Origin of the sequence: Pseudomonas sp. PvP025 (genome assembly GCF_017832155.1) — a bacterium.
Lineage (GTDB): Bacteria > Pseudomonadota > Gammaproteobacteria > Pseudomonadales > Pseudomonadaceae > Aquipseudomonas.
Genome location: NZ_JAFIBJ010000001.1, coordinates 4,093,479 through 4,112,698, shown reverse-complemented (window position 1 = coordinate 4,112,698; position 19,220 = coordinate 4,093,479). Strand labels below are relative to the sequence as shown.

General features: G+C 59.0%; 15 protein-coding genes, 2 tRNA genes and 1 rRNA gene. 13 read left to right on the top strand and 5 right to left on the bottom strand.

The window, feature by feature from the left end; translation table 11 throughout:
* Positions 1-38: 38 nt before the first annotated feature.
* The 5 genes from JOE32_RS17920 to JOE32_RS17900 all read right to left on the bottom strand — a co-directional run bounded on the left by JOE32_RS17920 (position 39) and on the right by JOE32_RS17900 (position 4,877).
* Positions 39-114, bottom strand: a tRNA-Ala gene (locus JOE32_RS17920).
* A 30-nt stretch (positions 115-144) separates the two neighbouring features.
* Positions 145-221 (bottom strand) — tRNA-Ile (locus tag JOE32_RS17915).
* Between the two features lie 82 nt (positions 222-303).
* Positions 304-1,840, bottom strand: a 16S ribosomal RNA gene (locus JOE32_RS17910).
* A gap of 621 nt (positions 1,841-2,461) precedes the next feature.
* On the bottom strand, positions 2,462-3,682 hold the full coding sequence (locus JOE32_RS17905) for a CaiB/BaiF CoA-transferase family protein (protein ID WP_209986953.1): 1,221 nt from the start codon (positions 3,680-3,682) through the stop codon (positions 2,462-2,464).
* A 13-nt stretch (positions 3,683-3,695) separates the two neighbouring features.
* Positions 3,696-4,877: an acyl-CoA dehydrogenase gene (locus JOE32_RS17900; protein WP_209986950.1), complete on the bottom strand. Its 1,182-nt coding sequence runs from the start codon at positions 4,875-4,877 to the stop codon at positions 3,696-3,698.
* 157 nt (positions 4,878-5,034) lie between these two features.
* On the opposite strand from JOE32_RS17900, the gene JOE32_RS17895 reads away from it, so the two are divergent.
* The 13 genes from JOE32_RS17895 to JOE32_RS17835 all read left to right on the top strand — a co-directional run bounded on the left by JOE32_RS17895 (position 5,035) and on the right by JOE32_RS17835 (position 19,188).
* Positions 5,035-5,934: a LysR family transcriptional regulator gene (locus JOE32_RS17895; protein WP_209986947.1), complete on the top strand. Its 900-nt coding sequence runs from the start codon at positions 5,035-5,037 to the stop codon at positions 5,932-5,934.
* 451 nt (positions 5,935-6,385) lie between these two features.
* Positions 6,386-7,507: a Re/Si-specific NAD(P)(+) transhydrogenase subunit alpha gene (locus tag JOE32_RS17890; protein ID WP_209986943.1), complete on the top strand. Its 1,122-nt coding sequence runs from the start codon at positions 6,386-6,388 to the stop codon at positions 7,505-7,507.
* A gap of 15 nt (positions 7,508-7,522) precedes the next feature.
* Positions 7,523-7,843 (top strand): NAD(P) transhydrogenase subunit alpha, encoded by a 321-nt coding sequence (locus tag JOE32_RS17885; protein ID WP_209986941.1) that lies wholly within the window; start codon positions 7,523-7,525, stop codon positions 7,841-7,843.
* On the top strand, positions 7,843-9,279 hold the full coding sequence (locus tag JOE32_RS17880; protein ID WP_209986938.1) for an NAD(P)(+) transhydrogenase (Re/Si-specific) subunit beta: 1,437 nt from the start codon (positions 7,843-7,845) through the stop codon (positions 9,277-9,279). The genes JOE32_RS17885 and JOE32_RS17880 overlap by 1 nt, the downstream gene beginning before the upstream one ends.
* A 177-nt stretch (positions 9,280-9,456) precedes the next feature.
* Positions 9,457-10,950 carry an acetyl-CoA hydrolase/transferase family protein gene (locus tag JOE32_RS17875; RefSeq protein WP_209986935.1) on the top strand — a complete coding sequence of 498 codons (1,494 nt, stop codon included), beginning with the start codon at positions 9,457-9,459 and terminating at the stop codon, positions 10,948-10,950.
* Positions 10,951-11,268: 318 nt separating this feature from the next.
* Positions 11,269-11,484: a DUF1127 domain-containing protein gene (locus tag JOE32_RS17870; protein ID WP_003233780.1), complete on the top strand. Its 216-nt coding sequence runs from the start codon at positions 11,269-11,271 to the stop codon at positions 11,482-11,484.
* A 337-nt stretch (positions 11,485-11,821) separates the two neighbouring features.
* Positions 11,822-12,142, top strand: a complete 321-nt coding sequence (locus JOE32_RS17865; protein WP_057006161.1) for a DUF2388 domain-containing protein — start codon at positions 11,822-11,824, stop codon at positions 12,140-12,142.
* A 109-nt stretch (positions 12,143-12,251) separates the two neighbouring features.
* Positions 12,252-12,569, top strand: coding sequence for a DUF2388 domain-containing protein (locus JOE32_RS17860; protein ID WP_209986932.1), 318 nt, complete (start codon positions 12,252-12,254; stop codon positions 12,567-12,569).
* Positions 12,570-12,586: 17 nt separating this feature from the next.
* Entirely contained in the window at positions 12,587-12,907 is a 321-nt protein-coding gene (locus tag JOE32_RS17855; RefSeq protein ID WP_209986930.1) for a DUF2388 domain-containing protein, read from the top strand.
* Positions 12,904-14,865 carry a DUF4105 domain-containing protein gene (locus JOE32_RS17850; protein ID WP_209986927.1) on the top strand — a complete coding sequence of 654 codons (1,962 nt, stop codon included), beginning with the start codon at positions 12,904-12,906 and terminating at the stop codon, positions 14,863-14,865. Before JOE32_RS17855 ends, JOE32_RS17850 begins: the two co-directional genes overlap by 4 nt.
* A 323-nt stretch (positions 14,866-15,188) precedes the next feature.
* Positions 15,189-16,496, top strand: a complete 1,308-nt coding sequence (locus JOE32_RS17845) for a CitMHS family transporter (RefSeq protein WP_209986922.1) — start codon at positions 15,189-15,191, stop codon at positions 16,494-16,496.
* A gap of 68 nt (positions 16,497-16,564) precedes the next feature.
* Positions 16,565-17,332 (top strand): TerC family protein, encoded by a 768-nt coding sequence (locus tag JOE32_RS17840; protein WP_057006164.1) that lies wholly within the window; start codon positions 16,565-16,567, stop codon positions 17,330-17,332.
* 197 nt (positions 17,333-17,529) lie between these two features.
* Positions 17,530-19,188 carry a Na/Pi cotransporter family protein gene (locus JOE32_RS17835; protein WP_209986919.1) on the top strand — a complete coding sequence of 553 codons (1,659 nt, stop codon included), beginning with the start codon at positions 17,530-17,532 and terminating at the stop codon, positions 19,186-19,188.
* Positions 19,189-19,220: the final 32 nt, after the last annotated feature.

The window sequence follows — 19,220 nt, the reverse complement described above, 5'->3', positions numbered from 1 at the left end:
ATGCTCATTTCTAAGCTTTCATACAACAGAAGCAGTAGTGGTGGAGCCAAACGGGATCGAACCGTTGACCTCCTGCGTGCAAGGCAGGCGCTCTCCCAGCTGAGCTATGGCCCCGTATTTCTACAGGCGTTTCCCACACAAAATTGGTGGGTCTGGGCAGATTCGAACTGCCGACCTCACCCTTATCAGGGGTGCGCTCTAACCAACTGAGCTACAGACCCAATTTCGGGCTGCTTCTTATCGTCTTCTTCAATGAATCAAGCAATTCGTGTGGGAACTTATGGAGCAGCTGATGTCGTCGATTAAGGAGGTGATCCAGCCGCAGGTTCCCCTACGGCTACCTTGTTACGACTTCACCCCAGTCATGAATCACACCGTGGTAACCGTCCTCCCGAAGGTTAGACTAGCTACTTCTGGTGCAACCCACTCCCATGGTGTGACGGGCGGTGTGTACAAGGCCCGGGAACGTATTCACCGCGACATTCTGATTCGCGATTACTAGCGATTCCGACTTCACGCAGTCGAGTTGCAGACTGCGATCCGGACTACGATCGGTTTTGTGGGATTAGCTCCACCTCGCGGCTTGGCAACCCTCTGTACCGACCATTGTAGCACGTGTGTAGCCCAGGCCGTAAGGGCCATGATGACTTGACGTCATCCCCACCTTCCTCCGGTTTGTCACCGGCAGTCTCCTTAGAGTGCCCACCATTACGTGCTGGTAACTAAGGACAAGGGTTGCGCTCGTTACGGGACTTAACCCAACATCTCACGACACGAGCTGACGACAGCCATGCAGCACCTGTCTCAATGTTCCCGAAGGCACCAATCTATCTCTAGAAAGTTCATTGGATGTCAAGGCCTGGTAAGGTTCTTCGCGTTGCTTCGAATTAAACCACATGCTCCACCGCTTGTGCGGGCCCCCGTCAATTCATTTGAGTTTTAACCTTGCGGCCGTACTCCCCAGGCGGTCAACTTAATGCGTTAGCTGCGCCACTAAAAGCTCAAGGCTTCCAACGGCTAGTTGACATCGTTTACGGCGTGGACTACCAGGGTATCTAATCCTGTTTGCTCCCCACGCTTTCGCACCTCAGTGTCAGTATTAGTCCAGGTGGTCGCCTTCGCCACTGGTGTTCCTTCCTATATCTACGCATTTCACCGCTACACAGGAAATTCCACCACCCTCTACCATACTCTAGTCAGTCAGTTTTGAATGCAGTTCCCAGGTTGAGCCCGGGGATTTCACATCCAACTTAACAAACCACCTACGCGCGCTTTACGCCCAGTAATTCCGATTAACGCTTGCACCCTCTGTATTACCGCGGCTGCTGGCACAGAGTTAGCCGGTGCTTATTCTGTCGGTAACGTCAAAACAATCACGTATTAGGTAACTGCCCTTCCTCCCAACTTAAAGTGCTTTACAATCCGAAGACCTTCTTCACACACGCGGCATGGCTGGATCAGGCTTTCGCCCATTGTCCAATATTCCCCACTGCTGCCTCCCGTAGGAGTCTGGACCGTGTCTCAGTTCCAGTGTGACTGATCATCCTCTCAGACCAGTTACGGATCGTCGCCTTGGTGAGCCATTACCCCACCAACTAGCTAATCCGACCTAGGCTCATCTGATAGCGCAAGGCCCGAAGGTCCCCTGCTTTCTCCCGTAGGACGTATGCGGTATTAGCGTCCGTTTCCGAACGTTATCCCCCACTACCAGGCAGATTCCTAGGCATTACTCACCCGTCCGCCGCTCTCAAGAGAAGCAAGCTTCTCTCTACCGCTCGACTTGCATGTGTTAGGCCTGCCGCCAGCGTTCAATCTGAGCCATGATCAAACTCTTCAGTTCAAACATCTTTGGGTTTTTAAGAAACCCTAAACTTGGCTCAGCAATCGTTGGTTATTCTTTGATTTCTCGCGGAGTAACTTGTGATGCTGATAATCTTGTTGACTATCAGTCTGACTCCACAAGCACCCACACGAATTGCTTGATTCAGTTGTTAAAGAGCGGTTGGTTAAGATGTTTCGTCTCAACCGAGGCGCGCATTCTACAGCAGCCTCATTTTCTGTCAAGTGATTATTTTCAGAAGCTTTCGAAGAATTCTTCAACAACTTCAACCACTTGCGCTTCCGATCTCTCGTTAGCGGGAGGCGAATTCTACAGCGTTACACGCTGCTGTCAACACCTCTTTTTCTCCGCTTTCGACCGAGAAGATCGAAACGTTAATAGCGCCAGACAACACCGCACTATCAACTCCTTCTGGACTTCGATGAACTGAAGCAACTCGCTGTCGAATCTTGCATAACTACTTGTTTACCAAGGAGTTTTCCGTTTCGACTGCGCCGGAAGTGGGGCGAATTATAGACGTCCAGAATCTGCCGTCAACCCCTAAATTTGCATTCCCTATCAATTAGTTGAGGTTGATTAAAAAGTCATCAATTACCCACTCCTCTATATAGAAGAGAAAGGTCAGATAACGCCAGCCTCTTTCAGAACAGCGATTTTCTCAGGACTCATCCCCAACAAAGCCTGCAGCACCTGGGCCGTATGCTCCCCTAATAGAGGAGGGGGGCTGCGATATTCAACAGGCGTCTTGGACAGCCGCATCGGGCTGGCAACCTGAGGCACTCTCCCGGCCAGTACATGAGGCAGCTCCATCGCCAGACCACGCGACTTGACCTGCGGATCGGCAAACACCTGCGCAAGATCATTGATCGGCCCACACGGCACACCGACACGCTCCAGCGATGACACCCACTCGGCTGTCGTCTTGAAAACGGTGACTTGGCGAATCAACGGGATCAACTGCGCTCGGTTGGCCACCCGCATCTGGTTGGTGGCGAAACGCGCATCATCCGCCCACTGCGACTGCCCGGCAGCTTCAGCGAACTTGCGAAACTGCGCGTCATTACCCACCGTCAGGATAAAATCGCCGTCGGCCGTGGGGAAGTCCTGATACGGCACGATGTTCGGATGAGCATTACCCAGGCGTTTGGGCGAAACACCTGTGGTCAGGTAATTCATCGCCTGGTTGGCCAGGCAAGCCACCTGCACATCCAGTAACGCCATATCGATATGTTGTCCCCCACCGTCGTGGTCGCGGTGCGCCAGCGCCGCCAGGATCGCCACGCTTGAGTAAAGGCCCGTCAGAATGTCCGTCAACGCCACCCCAACCTTCAACGGCCCCGCCCCCTCATCATCCTCCGACCGGCCGGTCAGGCTCATGAGCCCACCCAACCCCTGGATCATGAAGTCATAGCCCGCGCGCGACGCATACGGCCCCGTCTGACCAAACCCCGTAATCGAGCAATAAATCAGCTCCGGGTTGATCGCCTTGAGCGACTCATAGTCCAGCCCATACGCGGCGAGGCCACCCACCTTGAAATTCTCGATCAGAATGTCGGACTTGGCCGCCAGCTCACGTACCAGCTTCTGCCCCTCCGGCCGGGTGAAGTCGATGGTCACCGACTCCTTATTGCGGTTAGCCGACAGGTAATACGCCGCCTCACTCGTGTTCTCGCCGTATGCGTCCTTAAGGAACGGAGGCCCCCACGCGCGGGTGTCATCACCCTTACCCGGCCGCTCAACCTTGATCACCTCAGCCCCAAGGTCCGCAAGAATCTGCCCAGCCCAAGGGCCTGCAAGCACTCGCGATAAATCCAGTACCCGTAAATGCGAAAGCGCGCCCATGCCCATGCTCCTATTAATAGAAAGCCTGGAGACCGGTTTGCGCACGCCCAAGAATCAGAGCGTGCACATCGTGGGTGCCTTCATAGGTGTTGACCACCTCAAGATTGACCAGGTGACGCGCCACCCCGAACTCATCGGAGATCCCGTTGCCGCCCAACATATCCCGCGCCATACGCGCGATATCCAGGGACTTGCCGCACGAGTTGCGCTTCATGATCGATGTGATCTCGACCGCAGCCGTGCCCTCGTCTTTCATCCGCCCCAGACGCAGGCAGCCTTGCAAGGCCAGGGTGATTTCGGTCTGCATGTCGGCCAGCTTCTTCTGAATCAACTGGGTGGCGGCCAACGGTCGCCCGAACTGCTGGCGATCAAGGGTGTATTGGCGAGCGGTGTGCCAACAGAATTCCGCGGCACCCAATGCGCCCCACGAAATGCCGTAACGCGCCGAGTTGAGGCACGTAAAAGGCCCTTTCAAACCGCGCACGTCGGGAAAAATGTTCTCTTCCGGCACAAATACGTTTTCCATCACGATCTCACCGGTGATGGAAGCCCGAAGCCCCACCTTGCCGTGAATCGCCGGAGCACTCAGGCCCTTCCAGCCTTTGTCCAATACAAATCCACGGATATCACCGGCATCGTCCTTGCCCCACACCACGAACACATCCGCGATCGGGCTATTGGTGATCCACATCTTGGCGCCGGTCAGGCTGTAGCCGCCTTCCACTTTGCGTGCACGGGTAATCATCGCGCCAGGGTCGGAACCATGGTCAGGTTCCGTCAGGCCAAAACAGCCGATCCACTCGCCGGACGCCAGCTTCGGCAGGTACTTCTGTTTCTGCGCCTCGGTGCCGAACTCATTGATCGGCACCATGACCAGTGACGATTGCACACTCATCATCGAGCGATAACCCGAATCGACACGCTCCACTTCGCGAGCAATCAACCCGTAGCTGACGTAATTCAAACCGCTGCCACCGTACTGCTCGGGAATCATTGCACCGAGCAATCCGGTCTCGCCCATTTCACGGAAGATGGCAGGGTCGGTCTTTTCATGGCGGAAGGCTTCAAGAACGCGCGGCGCCAGCTTGTCCTGCGCGAATTGCTCGGCCGTGTCGCGCACCATGCGCTCCTCTTCGGTGAGCTGTTGATCCAGCAGAAGCGGATCGATCCAGTTGAAGCTTGCCTTGCCAGCCATGAATAAGTCCTCGGTGAGAGATTCAGAAGTCGTGCATGCAGCGTAGGTCGGGCCAGAGGAGACGGCAAACGAGGTTTCCGCATAGCCTTGTGATAATTTGTCACTTCGTAATACTCAAGATCGCCGCAGACGCGCCTTTGATGTGAGAGCACGGTACATGCGCAGAAAAATCCCCAGCACCACCGCCCTCGTCAGTTTCGAAGCCGCGGCCCGTCACGAGAGCTTTACCAAGGCGGCCTACGAGCTTTCCATTACTCAGGGCGCCATTTGTCGACAGATTGCCAGCCTTGAAGAGTTTTTGAGTGTCGAGCTGTTTCGTCGCTCGCGACGCGGCGTCAAGTTAACGGAAGCCGGGCTGTCCTATAGCCGCAGAGTTGCCACGCAACTGGATGCCGTAGAACGCGACACTTTGTCGGTGATGGGCCAGCAGGGCACCAATGTCATCGAGCTGGCCGTGGTGCCGACTTTTGGTACGCAATGGCTGATCCCCCGCCTGAAGGACTTTCAGCACCAGCACCCGGAAGTCACCGTCAACCTGACAAACCGTACGCGCCCGTTCCTGTTTGCCGACACGGAATTCGACGCGGCCATCTACTTTGGCGACGCCGACTGGTCCGGTACCGAATCCCACAGGTTGATGGGCGAAAACCCCGTGCCGGTCTGCAGCCCAGGACTGCTCGGCACGCGCAAATGTTTCAGCCCGCAGGAAATAGCGGAACGGCCGCTGCTGCAACAGACCACGCGCCCTTATGCCTGGCGCCAGTGGTTCAACGCCCAACAGCTGAATGTACCTCGCGACATGACAGGCCCCCGTTACGAGCTGTTCTCGATGCTGTCCCAGGCAGCCATGCATGACATGGGCATCGCCCTGATTCCGCCCTTCCTTATCCAGCGAGAGCTTGAAGAACAGCGATTGGTGATCGCCAACCCTGAAGCGCTGGCCAGCACCAAAGCCTATTTCCTCATGATTCCCGAGAGAAAGGTCGGATCTGCCTCATTACACGCTTTCAGAGACTGGCTGATTGAGCAGTCACGGCGCTACAGCCCCAGCATTTAAAGGAAAACAGTAATTTACTGACCTTGTAGTCAAATACTTTAAAGCCCTACAGATATATTTATATGTCGCAATTAAGCCGACTGTATTCCCCATCCAAAAAAAGCTTCAACCTCATTATTTCCAAGGGTTGCAGCGACTCTCAATGTTCAATCCACGACGTTTCATAGCAGCCCTGACAAAACACGCTATAAACACAGTTACCCGTCTAACTATATGATGTTGAACGGGTTAATCCATCATATTGCGACAATCAGTCACACGGTGACTTGTAGTTAATTATTCGTCACCCGTCATAATCCCTTGAAGGCCGTAAAGTTCGCCTGCAAAATGCCGCGCCCCGCTGTCATTTCTGCGGGGTCGTGCTGATCGGCCGCCCCAGTTGCGCCACTCGCGGTGCACTGGCCTTTTTACAAAAAGATCAAAAGCAAAAAGATCATGCAGGAGATTTGACGTGCACATTGGTGTTCCTCTCGAAACCCAGACCGGTGAAACGCGGGTGGCTGCCACCCCGGAAACCATCAAGAAGCTGATCGGCCAGGGCCACAAGGTCACGGTGCAAAGCGGAGCAGGCGCCAAGGCCAGCATCGTCGACAGCGCCTATGAAACGGCCGGCGCAACCATTGGCAGTGCCAACGATGCCTTTGGCGCCGAGCTGATTCTCAAGGTCGTGGCACCCAGCGACAGCGAACTGGCGCTGATCAAAAGTGGCACCGTCCTGGTGGGCATGCTCAACCCGTTCAGCAACGAAACCATCGCCAGGCTCGCCGGGCACGGCATCACTGCCTTCGCCCTCGAAGCGGCGCCGCGTACATCACGCGCCCAAAGCCTCGACGTGCTGTCCTCCCAGGCCAACATCGCCGGTTACAAGGCCGTGTTGCTGGCCGCGCACCACTACCCGCGCTTCATGCCGATGCTGATGACCGCCGCAGGCACCGTGAAAGCGGCGCGCGTGTTGATCCTTGGCGCCGGCGTCGCAGGCCTGCAGGCCATCGCGACAGCGAAACGCCTGGGTGCGGTGATCGAAGCGTCCGACGTGCGTCCGGCAGTAAAAGAACAAATCGAGTCCCTCGGTGCCAAGTTCGTTGACGTGCCCTACGAAACTGATGAAGAACGCGAATGCGCGGTCGGTGTCGGCGGTTACGCCCGCCCGATGCCCGCCAGTTGGATGCAGCGTCAGGCCCTGGCCGTGCATGAACGCGCCAAACAGGCCGATATCGTCATCACCACCGCCCTGATCCCTGGCCGCAAGGCGCCAACCCTGCTCAGCGCCGAGACCGTTGCGCAGATGAAGCCTGGCTCGGTGGTTATCGACCTCGCCGCCGCCCAGGGTGGCAACTGCCCACTGACCGTCGCCGATCAGGTCGTCGTGGAAAACGGCGTGATCATCTGCGGCCCGACCAACCTCGCCGGCGCCGTGGCCGCCGACGCCTCGGCCCTGTACGCGCGCAACCTGCTGGACTTCCTGAAGCTGGTGTTCACCAAGGAAGGGCAGTTTGAAATCAATCTCGAAGACGACATCGTCGCCGCGTGCCTGATGTGCCGCGACGGCCAAGTCATCCGCAAAAACGCCTAAGCAGGGATTCAGACAATGGAAGAGCTTATCTCCCCGGGTATCTACAACCTGATCATCTTCGTGCTGGCGATTTATGTCGGTTACCACGTGGTCTGGAACGTTACACCCGCGCTGCACACGCCATTGATGGCGGTGACCAACGCGATTTCGGCAATCGTGATCGTCGGCGCCATGCTGGCCGCCGCCCTCACGGTGACGCCGCTGGGCAAGACCATGGGCACCCTGGCCGTGGCCCTGGCGGCGGTGAACGTATTCGGTGGTTTCCTGGTGACTCGTAGGATGCTTGAGATGTTCAAGAAGAAAGCGCCCAAGGGTAAAGAAGAGGTGCAGAAGTAATGAGTATGAATCTGGTGACGACGCTCTACCTGATCGCGTCGATCTGTTTCATCCAGGCCCTCAAAGGCCTGTCGCACCCCACCACGTCACGACGCGGCAACCTGTTCGGCATGCTCGGGATGGCGCTGGCGGTACTCACTACAGTGGGCCTCATCTATAAGCTCGGCGCTGAACTCGCGACGGCCGGCATCGGCTATGTGATCGTCGGCCTGCTGATCGGCGGCACCGCCGGCTCGATCATGGCCAAGCGCGTGGAAATGACCAAGATGCCAGAGCTGGTGGCGTTCATGCACAGCATGATTGGCCTGGCTGCGGTATTTATTGCAATTGCCGCTGTGGTCGAGCCGCAATCGCTGGGTATCGTCAAACAACTGGGTGACGCGATTCCTGCCGGTAACCGCCTGGAACTGTTCCTCGGCGCAGCCATCGGTGCCATCACCTTCTCCGGTTCGGTGATCGCCTTCGGCAAGCTGTCGGGCAAGTACAAATTCCGCCTGTTCCAGGGCGCGCCGGTACAGTTCGCCGGTCAGCATAAGCTGAACCTGGTGCTCGGTCTGACAACACTGGGCCTGGGCCTGCTGTTCATGCTCACCGGCAACCTCACAGCTTTCGCGCTGATGCTGGCCCTGGCGTTTGTACTGGGCGTGCTGATCATCATCCCCATCGGCGGCGCTGACATGCCGGTGGTGGTGTCGATGCTCAACAGCTATTCCGGCTGGGCGGCGGCAGGTATCGGCTTTTCGCTGAACAACTCGATGCTGATCATCTCCGGCTCGCTGGTCGGCTCCAGCGGCGCGATCCTGTCGTACATCATGTGCAAGGCCATGAACCGTTCCTTCTTTAATGTGCTGCTCGGCGGTTTCGGCAATGCGCCGGATGCCGGTGCGGCGGCAGGGTCGAAAGAAGCGCGCCCGGTGAAGTCCGGCTCGGCCGACGACGCGACGTTCCTGCTGACCAATGCCGACACCGTGATCATCGTCCCAGGCTACGGCCTGGCCGTGGCACGCGCGCAGCATGCGCTCAAGGAACTGACCGAGAAGCTCACCCACCGCGGCGTCACCGTGAAGTACGCGATCCACCCCGTGGCCGGCCGTATGCCAGGGCACATGAACGTACTGCTGGCCGAGGCGGAAGTGCCTTACGACCAGGTGTTCGAGATGGAGGACATCAACTCCGAGTTCGGCCAGGCCGACGTGGTGCTGGTGCTGGGCGCAAACGACGTGGTCAACCCGGCCGCCAAGAACGACCCGAATTCGCCGATTGCCGGCATGCCAATCCTCGAGGCATTCAAGGCCAAAACCATCATCGTCAACAAGCGCTCGATGGCCAGCGGCTATGCCGGGCTGGACAACGAGCTGTTCTACCTCGACAAGACCATGATGGTCTTTGGTGATGCCAAAAAAGTCATTGAAGATATGGTGAAGGCCGTCGAATAACCTGCTCCAGCGCAACACACCAAACCCCGGCCTGTCGTAGGCTGGGGTTTTTTAATGCGCGGGTAAACCGACCAAAGGCTCTACATCAAGCGTTGGCATGCGACCATGGTAGCGCGCCGAAACTTTTTGAAATGACTAAACTGCGCACCTTGCCTCCGTAGCCCGAGATAACTATCCATGTACCGTGATCGTATCCGCTTGCCTTCATTGATGAACAAGGTCATGAGCGCGGCCGACGCCGCCGCACTGATCGAGGACGGCATGACCGTCGGCATGAGCGGCTTCACCCGCGCCGGCGAAGCCAAGGCCGTGCCCCACGCCCTGGCCGAACGCGCCAGAATTTCACCGCTGAAAATCACCCTGATGACCGGCGCCAGCCTGGGCAACGACCTGGACAAGCAATTGACCGAAGCCGGTGTGCTGTCCCGCCGCATGCCGTTCCAGGTCGACAGCACCCTGCGCAAGGCGATCAACGCCGGCCAAGTGATGTTCATCGATCAGCACCTGTCGGAAACCGTCGAGCAATTACGCAACAACCAGCTCAAATTGCCGGACATTGCCGTGATCGAAGCGATCGCCATCACCGAGCAGGGGCATATCGTGCCCACCACGTCGGTGGGCAACTCGGCCAGCTTTGCGATTTTCGCCAAACAGGTAATCGTCGAGATCAACCTGGCGCACAACCCGAATCTGGAAGGGTTGCACGACATCTATATCCCGACTTACCGACCGACCCGCACACCGATCCCGCTGGTGAATGTCGACGATCGCATCGGCAGTACCGCGATTCCGATTCCACCGGAAAAGATCGTCGCCATCGTCATCACCAACCAGGCGGATTCGGCTTCGACCGTGACGCCACCGGACAGCGACACCCAGGGCATCGCCGATCACCTGATCAACTTCCTCAAGCAGGAAGTCGACGCCGGGCGCATGACCAACAGGCTCGGCCCGCTGCAGGCCGGCATCGGCAATATCGCCAACGCGGTGATGTGCGGCCTGATCGAATCGCCGTTCGAAGACCTGACCATGTATTCGGAAGTGTTGCAGGATTCGACATTCGACCTGATCGACGCCGGCAAGCTGAGCTTCGCCTCCGGCAGCTCCATCACTTTGTCGGAACGTCGCAATGCAGACGTATTCGGCAACCTGGAACACTACAAGGACAAGCTGATACTGCGCCCACAGGAGATTTCCAATCACCCTGAAGTGGTGCGGCGCCTGGGTATTATCGGTATCAACACGGCGCTGGAGTTCGACATCTACGGCAACGTCAACTCCACCCACGTTTGCGGCACGCGCATGATGAACGGCATCGGCGGCTCCGGCGACTTCGCGCGCAATGCGCACCTGGCGATCTTCGTCACCAAGTCGATTGCCAAGGATGGCGCGATTTCCAGTGTGGTGCCGATGGTCAGCCATGTGGACCACACCGAGCATGACGTCGATATCCTCGTGACCGAAGTCGGCCTGGCCGACCTGCGCGGCCTGGCGCCACGGGAAAGGGCGCGGGTGATCATCGACAACTGCGTGCACCCGGCGTACCGCGATGCCCTCAACCGTTACTTTGAAGCTGCCTGCGCTATCGGCGGGCATACGCCGCACATCCTGCGCGAAGCACTGAGCTGGCACATTAACCTGGAAGAAACCGGGCATATGCTCAAGGCGTGATGGACACAGATTCGAGCTGATGCAAACACAGTTTGCTCAGCTCGCAGCCAACGCCCGCACTTATTTAAAAAACTGTACTGCTGTACTGGTCATTTCCTACCGAAATATCCTACGCCTCAGCTCGAAATTACTTATTTCGCACTGTTTCAGTGCGTACAGGTACAGTTGCCCCATTTCCGTACAGTACAGCACCTTTAAACAGTTAACTGGGCCCTCACAATACAGGTGAACTGTATCTGGAGAGTCTTGCGCCCGAGGAGGATCATTGGCATCAGTTAAACCACTACCTAATCCCGCCATAAGCGGAAGGATGCAATCATGGAACGTACACTCAGTTCCGAACTGTTCTTCGAAGAAAAAGCTGTAAATAACCAGGCTTCCATGCCTTTGCGCGTTCTGGCCAACCTGATGTTGTGGCAGCGCCGCATCTCCAGCCGCCATCAACTGGCTCGCCTGGATTCGCGTCTGCTGGCTGACGCCGGTATCAGCGAAGCTCAACGCTACGAAGAGCTGAGCAAGCCGTTCTGGCGCTGATTGGCGCTCGCTGGCCCTGACCTTCCGGGTCCAACGCCAGCAATCTGATTTGTCAAAACAAAGCCCGCCCCGGGAGACCGGAGGCGGGTTTTGTTGTATTCGGCGTTTGGATCTGAAAACGATTTACTTCGAAAACAGTACAGTTCTTATAAAATAAAAAATCACCAGTACAATTCAAGCAGCGATATAAAATTACCCGAACACTCAAGCGGCAGCCTAATATCCCGCTACTACGTGGCGAACCGTGCAGAGCTGACGTCTGATTGCTCAATGGCAACATCGCCCACAGCGCAGAGGTCCTGCGCCACCTTGATTGTTCATCCACAGGAGTCACCCCATGTCCCGTCTTCGTCTGTTGAGCGCTGCCACGCTTCTCGTTGTGGCCGCCAATGCTCACGCCAGCAGCTTTATCGTCACCACCGATTCCATCGTCGGCGCGCTGAAAGCCACATCCGATGCAACCTCCGACGCCACGTCCTCCCTGCGCGACAACAAAGTCGTACGCGCCGCGCGTGACGACGCCGCCAGTTTTGTCGCCAGTGAAGGTGCTATCCGTGGCGTGAAGCTGGAGAGCGCCCTGGCGCAGATCCGCCAACAGGCGCCGCAGCTCAATACCGCAACCGATGCACAACTGGCCCAGGCGATCCTGGCTATCTGATAACCGCGGTGTAGGAAAAGGGAGCGCCAGCCGCTCCCAAACGCCGCTGCGCTGGCTCTCGCCGGGGCATTGCGCTAGCCTTGGCGCTCGTTTTCAAGCGTCGAGTCCCATGGCTTTTTCTTACCGCCTGTTCACTGTTGCCGCGTTGATGTGCGCTGGCTGGTCACCGTTGGCTTCGGCCTTTGACGTGACCGTGCAGAGCACCGTCGTCAGCGTGTACGCCACCAGCAAGGTGACGTCCGCCCCCTTCGACAGAAAAAGAGTAATGGCCGCACGGGATGATGCTGCCGCTTTCATTGCCACTGACGGCCAATGGCGGGGCGCACGCCTGGAGTCTGCGCTGGATTACCTGCGCCGCACCCGGCCAAAACTTCATGCAAGCGACCTTGAACTGGCGCAGGCAATTCTCGTCCAATCATCATCTTAATATTCTGGAGCCATTCCATGCGTAGCCCGCTGATCGTCGCCGTCCTCGGCCTGCTGTTCCTGGCGGATGTCGCCCAGGCGCAAACCCTCAAGGCCACCAGTAACATCGTCGTCCGTGCCTCAGCGCGCACCATCGACTTCACCTCGGACACCACCACCTCCATCCGCGACTCCAAAGTCGTGCGTGAAGCCCACGATGATGCTGCCAGTTTCGTCGCCACCCATGGCGAGATCCGCGGCGCACAACTCGAAGCCGCCTTCGACACCCTGCGCACCCGCGTGCCCGAAGCCCGCGACGCCACTGACCAGACCCTCGCCGAAGCTATTCTCGCTCTGTGAGGCGCCTGCTCGCCTGGCTCCTGGCCGGGACTGTGCTGCTGTGTAGCGGCGCAGCCCAGGCCAGCCTGCAACTGCGGCTCAAGACCGAAGGCCTGAGCCCCGCCGAACAGCAGGCCAGCCAGGCACTGCTCGATGAAGCGATGCGCGCCTTGCCGCCCCGTTTTATCGAGCAACTGGACCGCCGCATTGATGTCGGCTGGACCGACCAGATGCCCGAAAACGCTTACGGCCAGGCCTCGCTGGTGTCCGAGCTCGACCTCAACCGCAACCTGCTCGCCAGCCTCACCGACGGCAGCGCTGCCACCCGGAAGACCCAGCGCCCGCACGGCACCGTGCGCCGGGAAATGCTCGCCACCGTGCTGCATGAACTGACCCACATCTACGACCGTGCGCGCCTGTGGTCCAAAGACGAGCGCGCGCTGATCAACCGCTGCAGCCGCCAGAACAGCATCACCGGCCTGATCGGCCTGCCCGACCAATGCCGTGGTCAGAACAACCGCCGCTTCACCCTCAGCGATGATCCACGCCTGCTGGACATCGCTGGCTGGCCGCAATATGTGGGCCGTCGCGGCGAACGCGAACAACACAACCGCCAGATCGCGCGCAGCCCGGACATCTACGAAACCACCAGCCCGCTGGAGTTCGTGGCGGTCAACATGGAGTACTTCCTCCTCGACCCAAGCTACGCCTGCCGTCGCCCTTCGCTGTTCCGCTATTACAAAGAACACTTCGGCTGGGCGCCGCCCCAGCAGGACGCCTGCGAAAAGACCTACGCCTTCCTCAACGCCGGCAATGACTTTGCCAAAACGCCACTGGGCCACGTCGATCCCGAGCGCGTCTACGAAATCGACTACCTGCTCGCCGAAGCCAACCAGAATTTGGTCAGCCGCTGGGGTCATAGCATGTTGCGTCTGGTGATCTGCGCCCCCGGGCGCCCTCGTGGCCCGGATTGTCGGCTGGACCTGGACCAGCATCTGGTGTTGTCCTACCGCGCATTCGTCGGTGACGTACAACTGTCGAGCTGGGACGGCCTGGTGGGCAAGTACCCGTCACGCCTGTTCGTGCTGCCGCTGGCCCAGGTGATCGACGAGTACACCAAGACCGAGCTGCGCGGCCTGGCCTCCGTACCGTTGAAGCTGTCGCGCCAGGAGATCAACGACACCGTCGAACACGCCGCCGAGATGCACTGGAGCTACGACGGCAACTATTTCTTCATCTCCAACAACTGCGCCGTAGAAAGCCTCAAGCTGTTGCGCAGCGGCAGCGCCAACCCGCAACTGACCGGGCTGGACAACATCACCCCCAACGGCCTGCTCGAAGTGCTGCAAGCCCGGGGCCTGGCGGACACCAGCGTACTGGACGACAAACGCAAGGCATTGCGCCTGGGTTACCACTTCGACTCGTTCCGTGAGCGCTACCAGGCGATGTTCGATGTGCTGCGCAAATACCTGCCGATCAAGCAGACCGATGTCGAAGACTGGCTGTCGCTGAGTGCCCAGGAGCGCCGTCAATGGTTCGACCAGGCCGACCTGCGCACCAGCGCCGCGTTGCTGCTGCTGGAGCAGGCCAGCTTTCGCAGACAGTTGATGCTGGCGCAGGACGAAGTCAAACAACGCTACCTCGGTGCCCGCGAGTTGAAGAACGGTGGCATGGAGAAGGCCAACGCCACGCTGCAACAGATCCTCGCCAACAGCGGCTTCCTCAGCCGCCCGGCGGAGCTGCTTGGCAGCAGTGGTTACGGTCTGCCGCAGCCGTCGGAAGCCAAGCGTCTTGAATCGGAGAGCGCCGAACGCCAGAAACAACTGCAATCGCTGACTGGCGAGCTGGATAAAGAGGTGAGGGCGCTGCTGGAGCCATCCCGCGCCGCCGAGATCGCCGCGTGCGAGGCGAATCTCAAGCAAGTCGGCGAGCACCTGCGCAGCCTCCATAAAGCCGCTGGCGGCCTTGAACTGCCGTAGACCCTGTGTTGCACCACAATCCAGATCTGGGAGGGGGCTTGCTCCCTCCCACATAAAGCCAGGCTATATAAATTCAAGCAGTGTGAAATTTTTTACCGTGTGTCCCCCGTTTCCCCGGCGAAAGCTGGCTGAAAGCTTACGCGTCTAGGATCGCCCTCACTGTCGGCAACAGACCGACTGTTAACAACAACAATGGTGATCCCTGATGTCCGCTAGTAACCGCCTGCTTGCCCTCACTCCCCCCGTACGCCTCGTGCCTTTCGTTCTGCGCTGACCCCAACCGGTTCGCCATTCCCTAGCCGCGCTACGCCTGGAGTATCCCTATGCTGACTTTCCTTGGCTTTGCCATGGTCATCACGTTCATGTTCCTGATCATGACCAAGCGCCTGTCCGCGCTGATCGCCTTGATCATCGTGCCAATCCTGTTCGCGCTGTTCGGCGGTTTCGCACCGAAGATCGGCCCGATGATGCTCGAAGGCATCACCAAGCTTGCGCCGACCGGCGTGATGCTGATGTTCGCCATCCTCTACTTTGCCCTGATGATCGACTCCGGCCTGTTCGACCCGGCCGTGCGCAAGATCCTCAAGATGGTCAAGGGCGACCCGCTGAAAGTGTCCGTGGGCACCGCCGTGCTGGCGTTGGTTGTGTCACTCGACGGTGACGGCGCCACCACCTACATGATCTGCGTGGCGGCCATGCTGCCGCTGTACAAACGCATCGGCATGAGCCCGCGGATCATGGCCGGCCTGATCATCCTCGCCGGTGGCGTGATGAACATGACCCCCTGGGGTGGCCCGACCGCCCGTGCCGCCAGCGCGCTGCATGTGGACCCGTCCGACATCTTCGTACCCATGATTCCGGCCATGGCTGCCGGCATAGTGGCGATCCTGGTGATCGCCTATATGTACGGCAAGCGCGAACGTGCACGCCTGGGTGAGCTGCACCTGCAGGGCGACGACATCGACCATAGCGACATCAGCGTGTCGCAATTCCCCGACGCCCGCCGTCCCAAGCTGATCTGGTTCAACGGCGCGCTGACCCTGGGCCTGATGTGCACACTGATCGCCGGCCTGTTGCCGCTGCCGGTGCTGTTCATGGTGGCGTTCAGTATCGCCATGATCGTCAACTACCCGTGCCTGCAACAACAGAAAGACCGCGTCGCCGCCCATGCCGGCAGCGTATTGGCGGTGGTCGGGTTGATCTTCGCCGCCGGTATCTTCACCGGCATCCTGTCGGGCACCGGCATGGTCGACGCCATGTCCAAGAGCCTGCTGGCGGTCATCCCGGAAGCCCTGGGTCCTTACCTGGCAGTGATCACCGCGCTGGTGAGCATGCCGTTCACGTTCTTCATGTCCAACGACGCGTTCTACTATGGCGTGCTGCCCGTACTGGCCGAAGCCGCCAGCCACTACGGCATCACCGCCGTGGAAATGGCCCGCGCCTCGATCGTTGGCCAACCGGTGCACTTGCTCAGCCCGCTGGTGCCTTCGACGTACCTGCTGGTGGCTCTGGCCGGTATCGAATTCGGCGATCACCAGCGATTTACCCTGAAGTGGGCAGTGCTGGTATGCCTGTGCATAATGTTCGCCGCATTGCTGATGGGGATTTTTCCGCTGTTCAGCACTCTATAATCCTACCGACTCACTCACCGCGCGGCGCTGCAGCTTGCGCGGTTTAACATTTGCTCAAAGGAATACACATGGAATGGCTGACCAATCCGGAAATCTGGATTGCCTTCTTCACCCTGACGGCCCTCGAGATCGTCCTGGGCATCGATAACATCATCATGATTTCGATCCTGGTCAGTCGCATGCCCAAGCACATGCAGGCGCGCACCCGGATCTTCGGCCTGGCCCTGGCCATGGTCACGCGCATCCTGTTGCTGCTGTCGATCACCTGGGTCATGCAGCTCACGGCCGACCTGTTCGTGGTGTTCGGCCAGGGTATTTCCGGTCGCGACCTGATCCTGTTCTTCGGTGGCCTGTTCCTGCTGTGGAAAAGCTCCCAGGAGATGTACCACGCCCTCGAAGGTGAAGACGAATCCCAGGACGAACCCGGTGGCAAGGGTGGCAAGTTCATCTACACCATCATCCAGATCGCGATCATCGACATCGTGTTCTCCCTGGACTCGGTGATCACCGCCGTCGGCATGGTCTCCCATGTGCCGGTGATGGTCGCGGCGATTGTGGTCGCGGTGCTGGTGATGATGCTGGCGGCCGGCACCATCAGTGCGTTCATCGACAAGCACCCGTCGCTGAAGATGCTGGCGCTGTCGTTCCTGCTGGTGGTGGGTACCGTGCTGATCGCCGAATCCTTCGACGTGCACGTGCCAAAAGGCTACGTCTACTTCGCCATGGCGTTCTCACTGGCGGTGGAAGCGGTCAACATCAAGATGCGTACCGCCATCGCGAAAAAGAAGAAACAGCAGGACCCAGTGAAACTGCGCAAGGATGTTCCGGGTCAATAATCCCCGAGCCGCTGCTGAACGCTCCCACACTCCGCGTGGGAGCGCTCCTCATGACAGTTTTGTTTCAATCCCTGATGTAGCTATGCGATGCTGGCGCGGAGCCTATTCGCCAACTACAGCTTAAGTACAAGACGTAGAACGGCACGCGGCACCTTTCCTTCGCTCTTCATGGAGCACACCCACACGGGGGGCCGAGCATGCTGACCTTGCTCAATCTGCTTTCCGCCGTGACCCTGCTTATCTGGGGCACGCACATCGTCCGTACCGGCATTCTGCGGGTCTACGGTTCCAACTTGCGCCAAGTCATCGGACAGAACATGTCCAAACGCTGGCTGGCCTTCGTCGCCGGTATTCTGGTGACGGCCATGGTGCAAAGCAGCAACGCCACCGCGATGCTGGTGACGTCCTTTGTCGGCCAAGGCCTCATGGGGCTGGTGCCCGCACTGGCGACCATGCTCGGTGCCGACGTCGGTACGGCGCTGATGGCGCGGGTGCTGACCTTCGACCTGTCCTGGTTGTCACCGCTGCTGATTTTCCTCGGTGTTATTTTTTTCCTGTCGCGCAAACAGACGCGCGCCGGCCAACTGGGCCGCGTGGGCATCGGCCTCGGCCTGATCATCCTCGCCCTGCAATTGATCGTCGAAGCCGCCGGACCGATCACCCATGCTCAGGGCGTCAAAGTGATCTTCGCCTCGCTGACCGGCGACATCCTGCTCGACGCCCTGATCGGCGCGCTGTTCGCCATGATTTCCTACTCCAGCCTGGCCGCCGTGCTGCTTACCGCCACCCTGGCCGGTGCCGGCGTGATCGGCCTGCATGTGGCCATCGGCCTGGTGATCGGCGCCAATATCGGCAGCGGCATACTGGCCTTCCTCAGCACCAGCATGCAGAACGCCGCCGGGCGCCAGGTGGCGCTGGGCAGCCTGCTCTACAAACTGATCGGCCTGCTGCTGATCATCCCGGTGCTCGACCCGCTGGTGCTGTGGATGGACAGCCTGGACTACAGCGCCCAAGGCATGGTCATCAGCTTCCACCTGCTCTACAACGTCAGCCGCTGCCTGATCCTGCTGCCCACCATCGGCCCGATGGCGCGGCTGTGCGAGTGGTTGCTGCCGGAGCGCGAAGAGGTCAACGGCAAGGCCAAGCCGCGCCACCTGGACCCAGCCGCCCTCGCCACACCGAGCCTCGCCCTGGCCAACGCTGCGCGGGAAACCCTGCGCCTGGGTGACCTGATCGACAACATGCTGATGGCCATGCAGGAAGTGCTGCGCGGCAAACAAACCGCCATCACCCAGGAAATGCGCAGTCTCAGCGACGACGTCGAGGCGCTGTACAGCGCGATCAAGCTTTACCTGGCGCAGATGCCGCGCGAAGACCTGGGCGAACACGACAGCCGGCGCTGGGCCGAGATCATCGAGCTGTCGATCAACCTGAAGCTGGCCGGCGACCTGATCGAGCGCATGCTGCGCAAGGTGCAGCAGCAGAAGACCTCGCAGCGCCGCCAGTTTTCCGAGGTCGGCCTGGAGGAGCTTTCGGGCCTGCACAGCCAGTTGATCGCCAACCTGCGCCTGGGGCTGTCGGTGTTCCTGAGTGCCGACCCGGAAAGCGCCCGCCAGTTACTGCGCGAGAAACGCCGCTTCCGCGCCCAGGAGCGTCGCCTGGCTCACGCCCATGTCAGCCGGCTGCAACACAAGATCGTACAGAGCCTGGAGACCAGCTCCCTGCACCTGGAGCTGATTGCCGACATGAAGCGCCTCAACTCGCTGTTTTGCAGCAGCGCCTATGTCGTGCTGGAAACGTCCGACACCGGCGCACTCTCCTCCGACGATATTGCCGACATCACGCATTCACCCTGAACGGATGGTGGCCCGTGAAGTCAGTTAAAGCT

Coding starts and splice junctions, on each gene's coding strand:
- JOE32_RS17905 (WP_209986953.1), bottom strand. CDS start 3,682: ATGGGCGCGCTTTCGCATTTACGGGTACTGGATTTATCGCGAGTGCTT.
- JOE32_RS17900 (WP_209986950.1), bottom strand. CDS start 4,877: ATGGCTGGCAAGGCAAGCTTCAACTGGATCGATCCGCTTCTGCTGGAT.
- JOE32_RS17895 (WP_209986947.1), top strand. CDS start 5,035: ATGCGCAGAAAAATCCCCAGCACCACCGCCCTCGTCAGTTTCGAAGCC.
- JOE32_RS17885 (WP_209986941.1), top strand. CDS start 7,523: ATGGAAGAGCTTATCTCCCCGGGTATCTACAACCTGATCATCTTCGTG.
- JOE32_RS17880 (WP_209986938.1), top strand. CDS start 7,843: ATGAGTATGAATCTGGTGACGACGCTCTACCTGATCGCGTCGATCTGT.
- JOE32_RS17875 (WP_209986935.1), top strand. CDS start 9,457: ATGTACCGTGATCGTATCCGCTTGCCTTCATTGATGAACAAGGTCATG.
- JOE32_RS17870 (WP_003233780.1), top strand. CDS start 11,269: ATGGAACGTACACTCAGTTCCGAACTGTTCTTCGAAGAAAAAGCTGTA.
- JOE32_RS17865 (WP_057006161.1), top strand. CDS start 11,822: ATGTCCCGTCTTCGTCTGTTGAGCGCTGCCACGCTTCTCGTTGTGGCC.
- JOE32_RS17860 (WP_209986932.1), top strand. CDS start 12,252: ATGGCTTTTTCTTACCGCCTGTTCACTGTTGCCGCGTTGATGTGCGCT.
- JOE32_RS17855 (WP_209986930.1), top strand. CDS start 12,587: ATGCGTAGCCCGCTGATCGTCGCCGTCCTCGGCCTGCTGTTCCTGGCG.
- JOE32_RS17845 (WP_209986922.1), top strand. CDS start 15,189: ATGCTGACTTTCCTTGGCTTTGCCATGGTCATCACGTTCATGTTCCTG.
- JOE32_RS17840 (WP_057006164.1), top strand. CDS start 16,565: ATGGAATGGCTGACCAATCCGGAAATCTGGATTGCCTTCTTCACCCTG.
- JOE32_RS17835 (WP_209986919.1), top strand. CDS start 17,530: ATGCTGACCTTGCTCAATCTGCTTTCCGCCGTGACCCTGCTTATCTGG.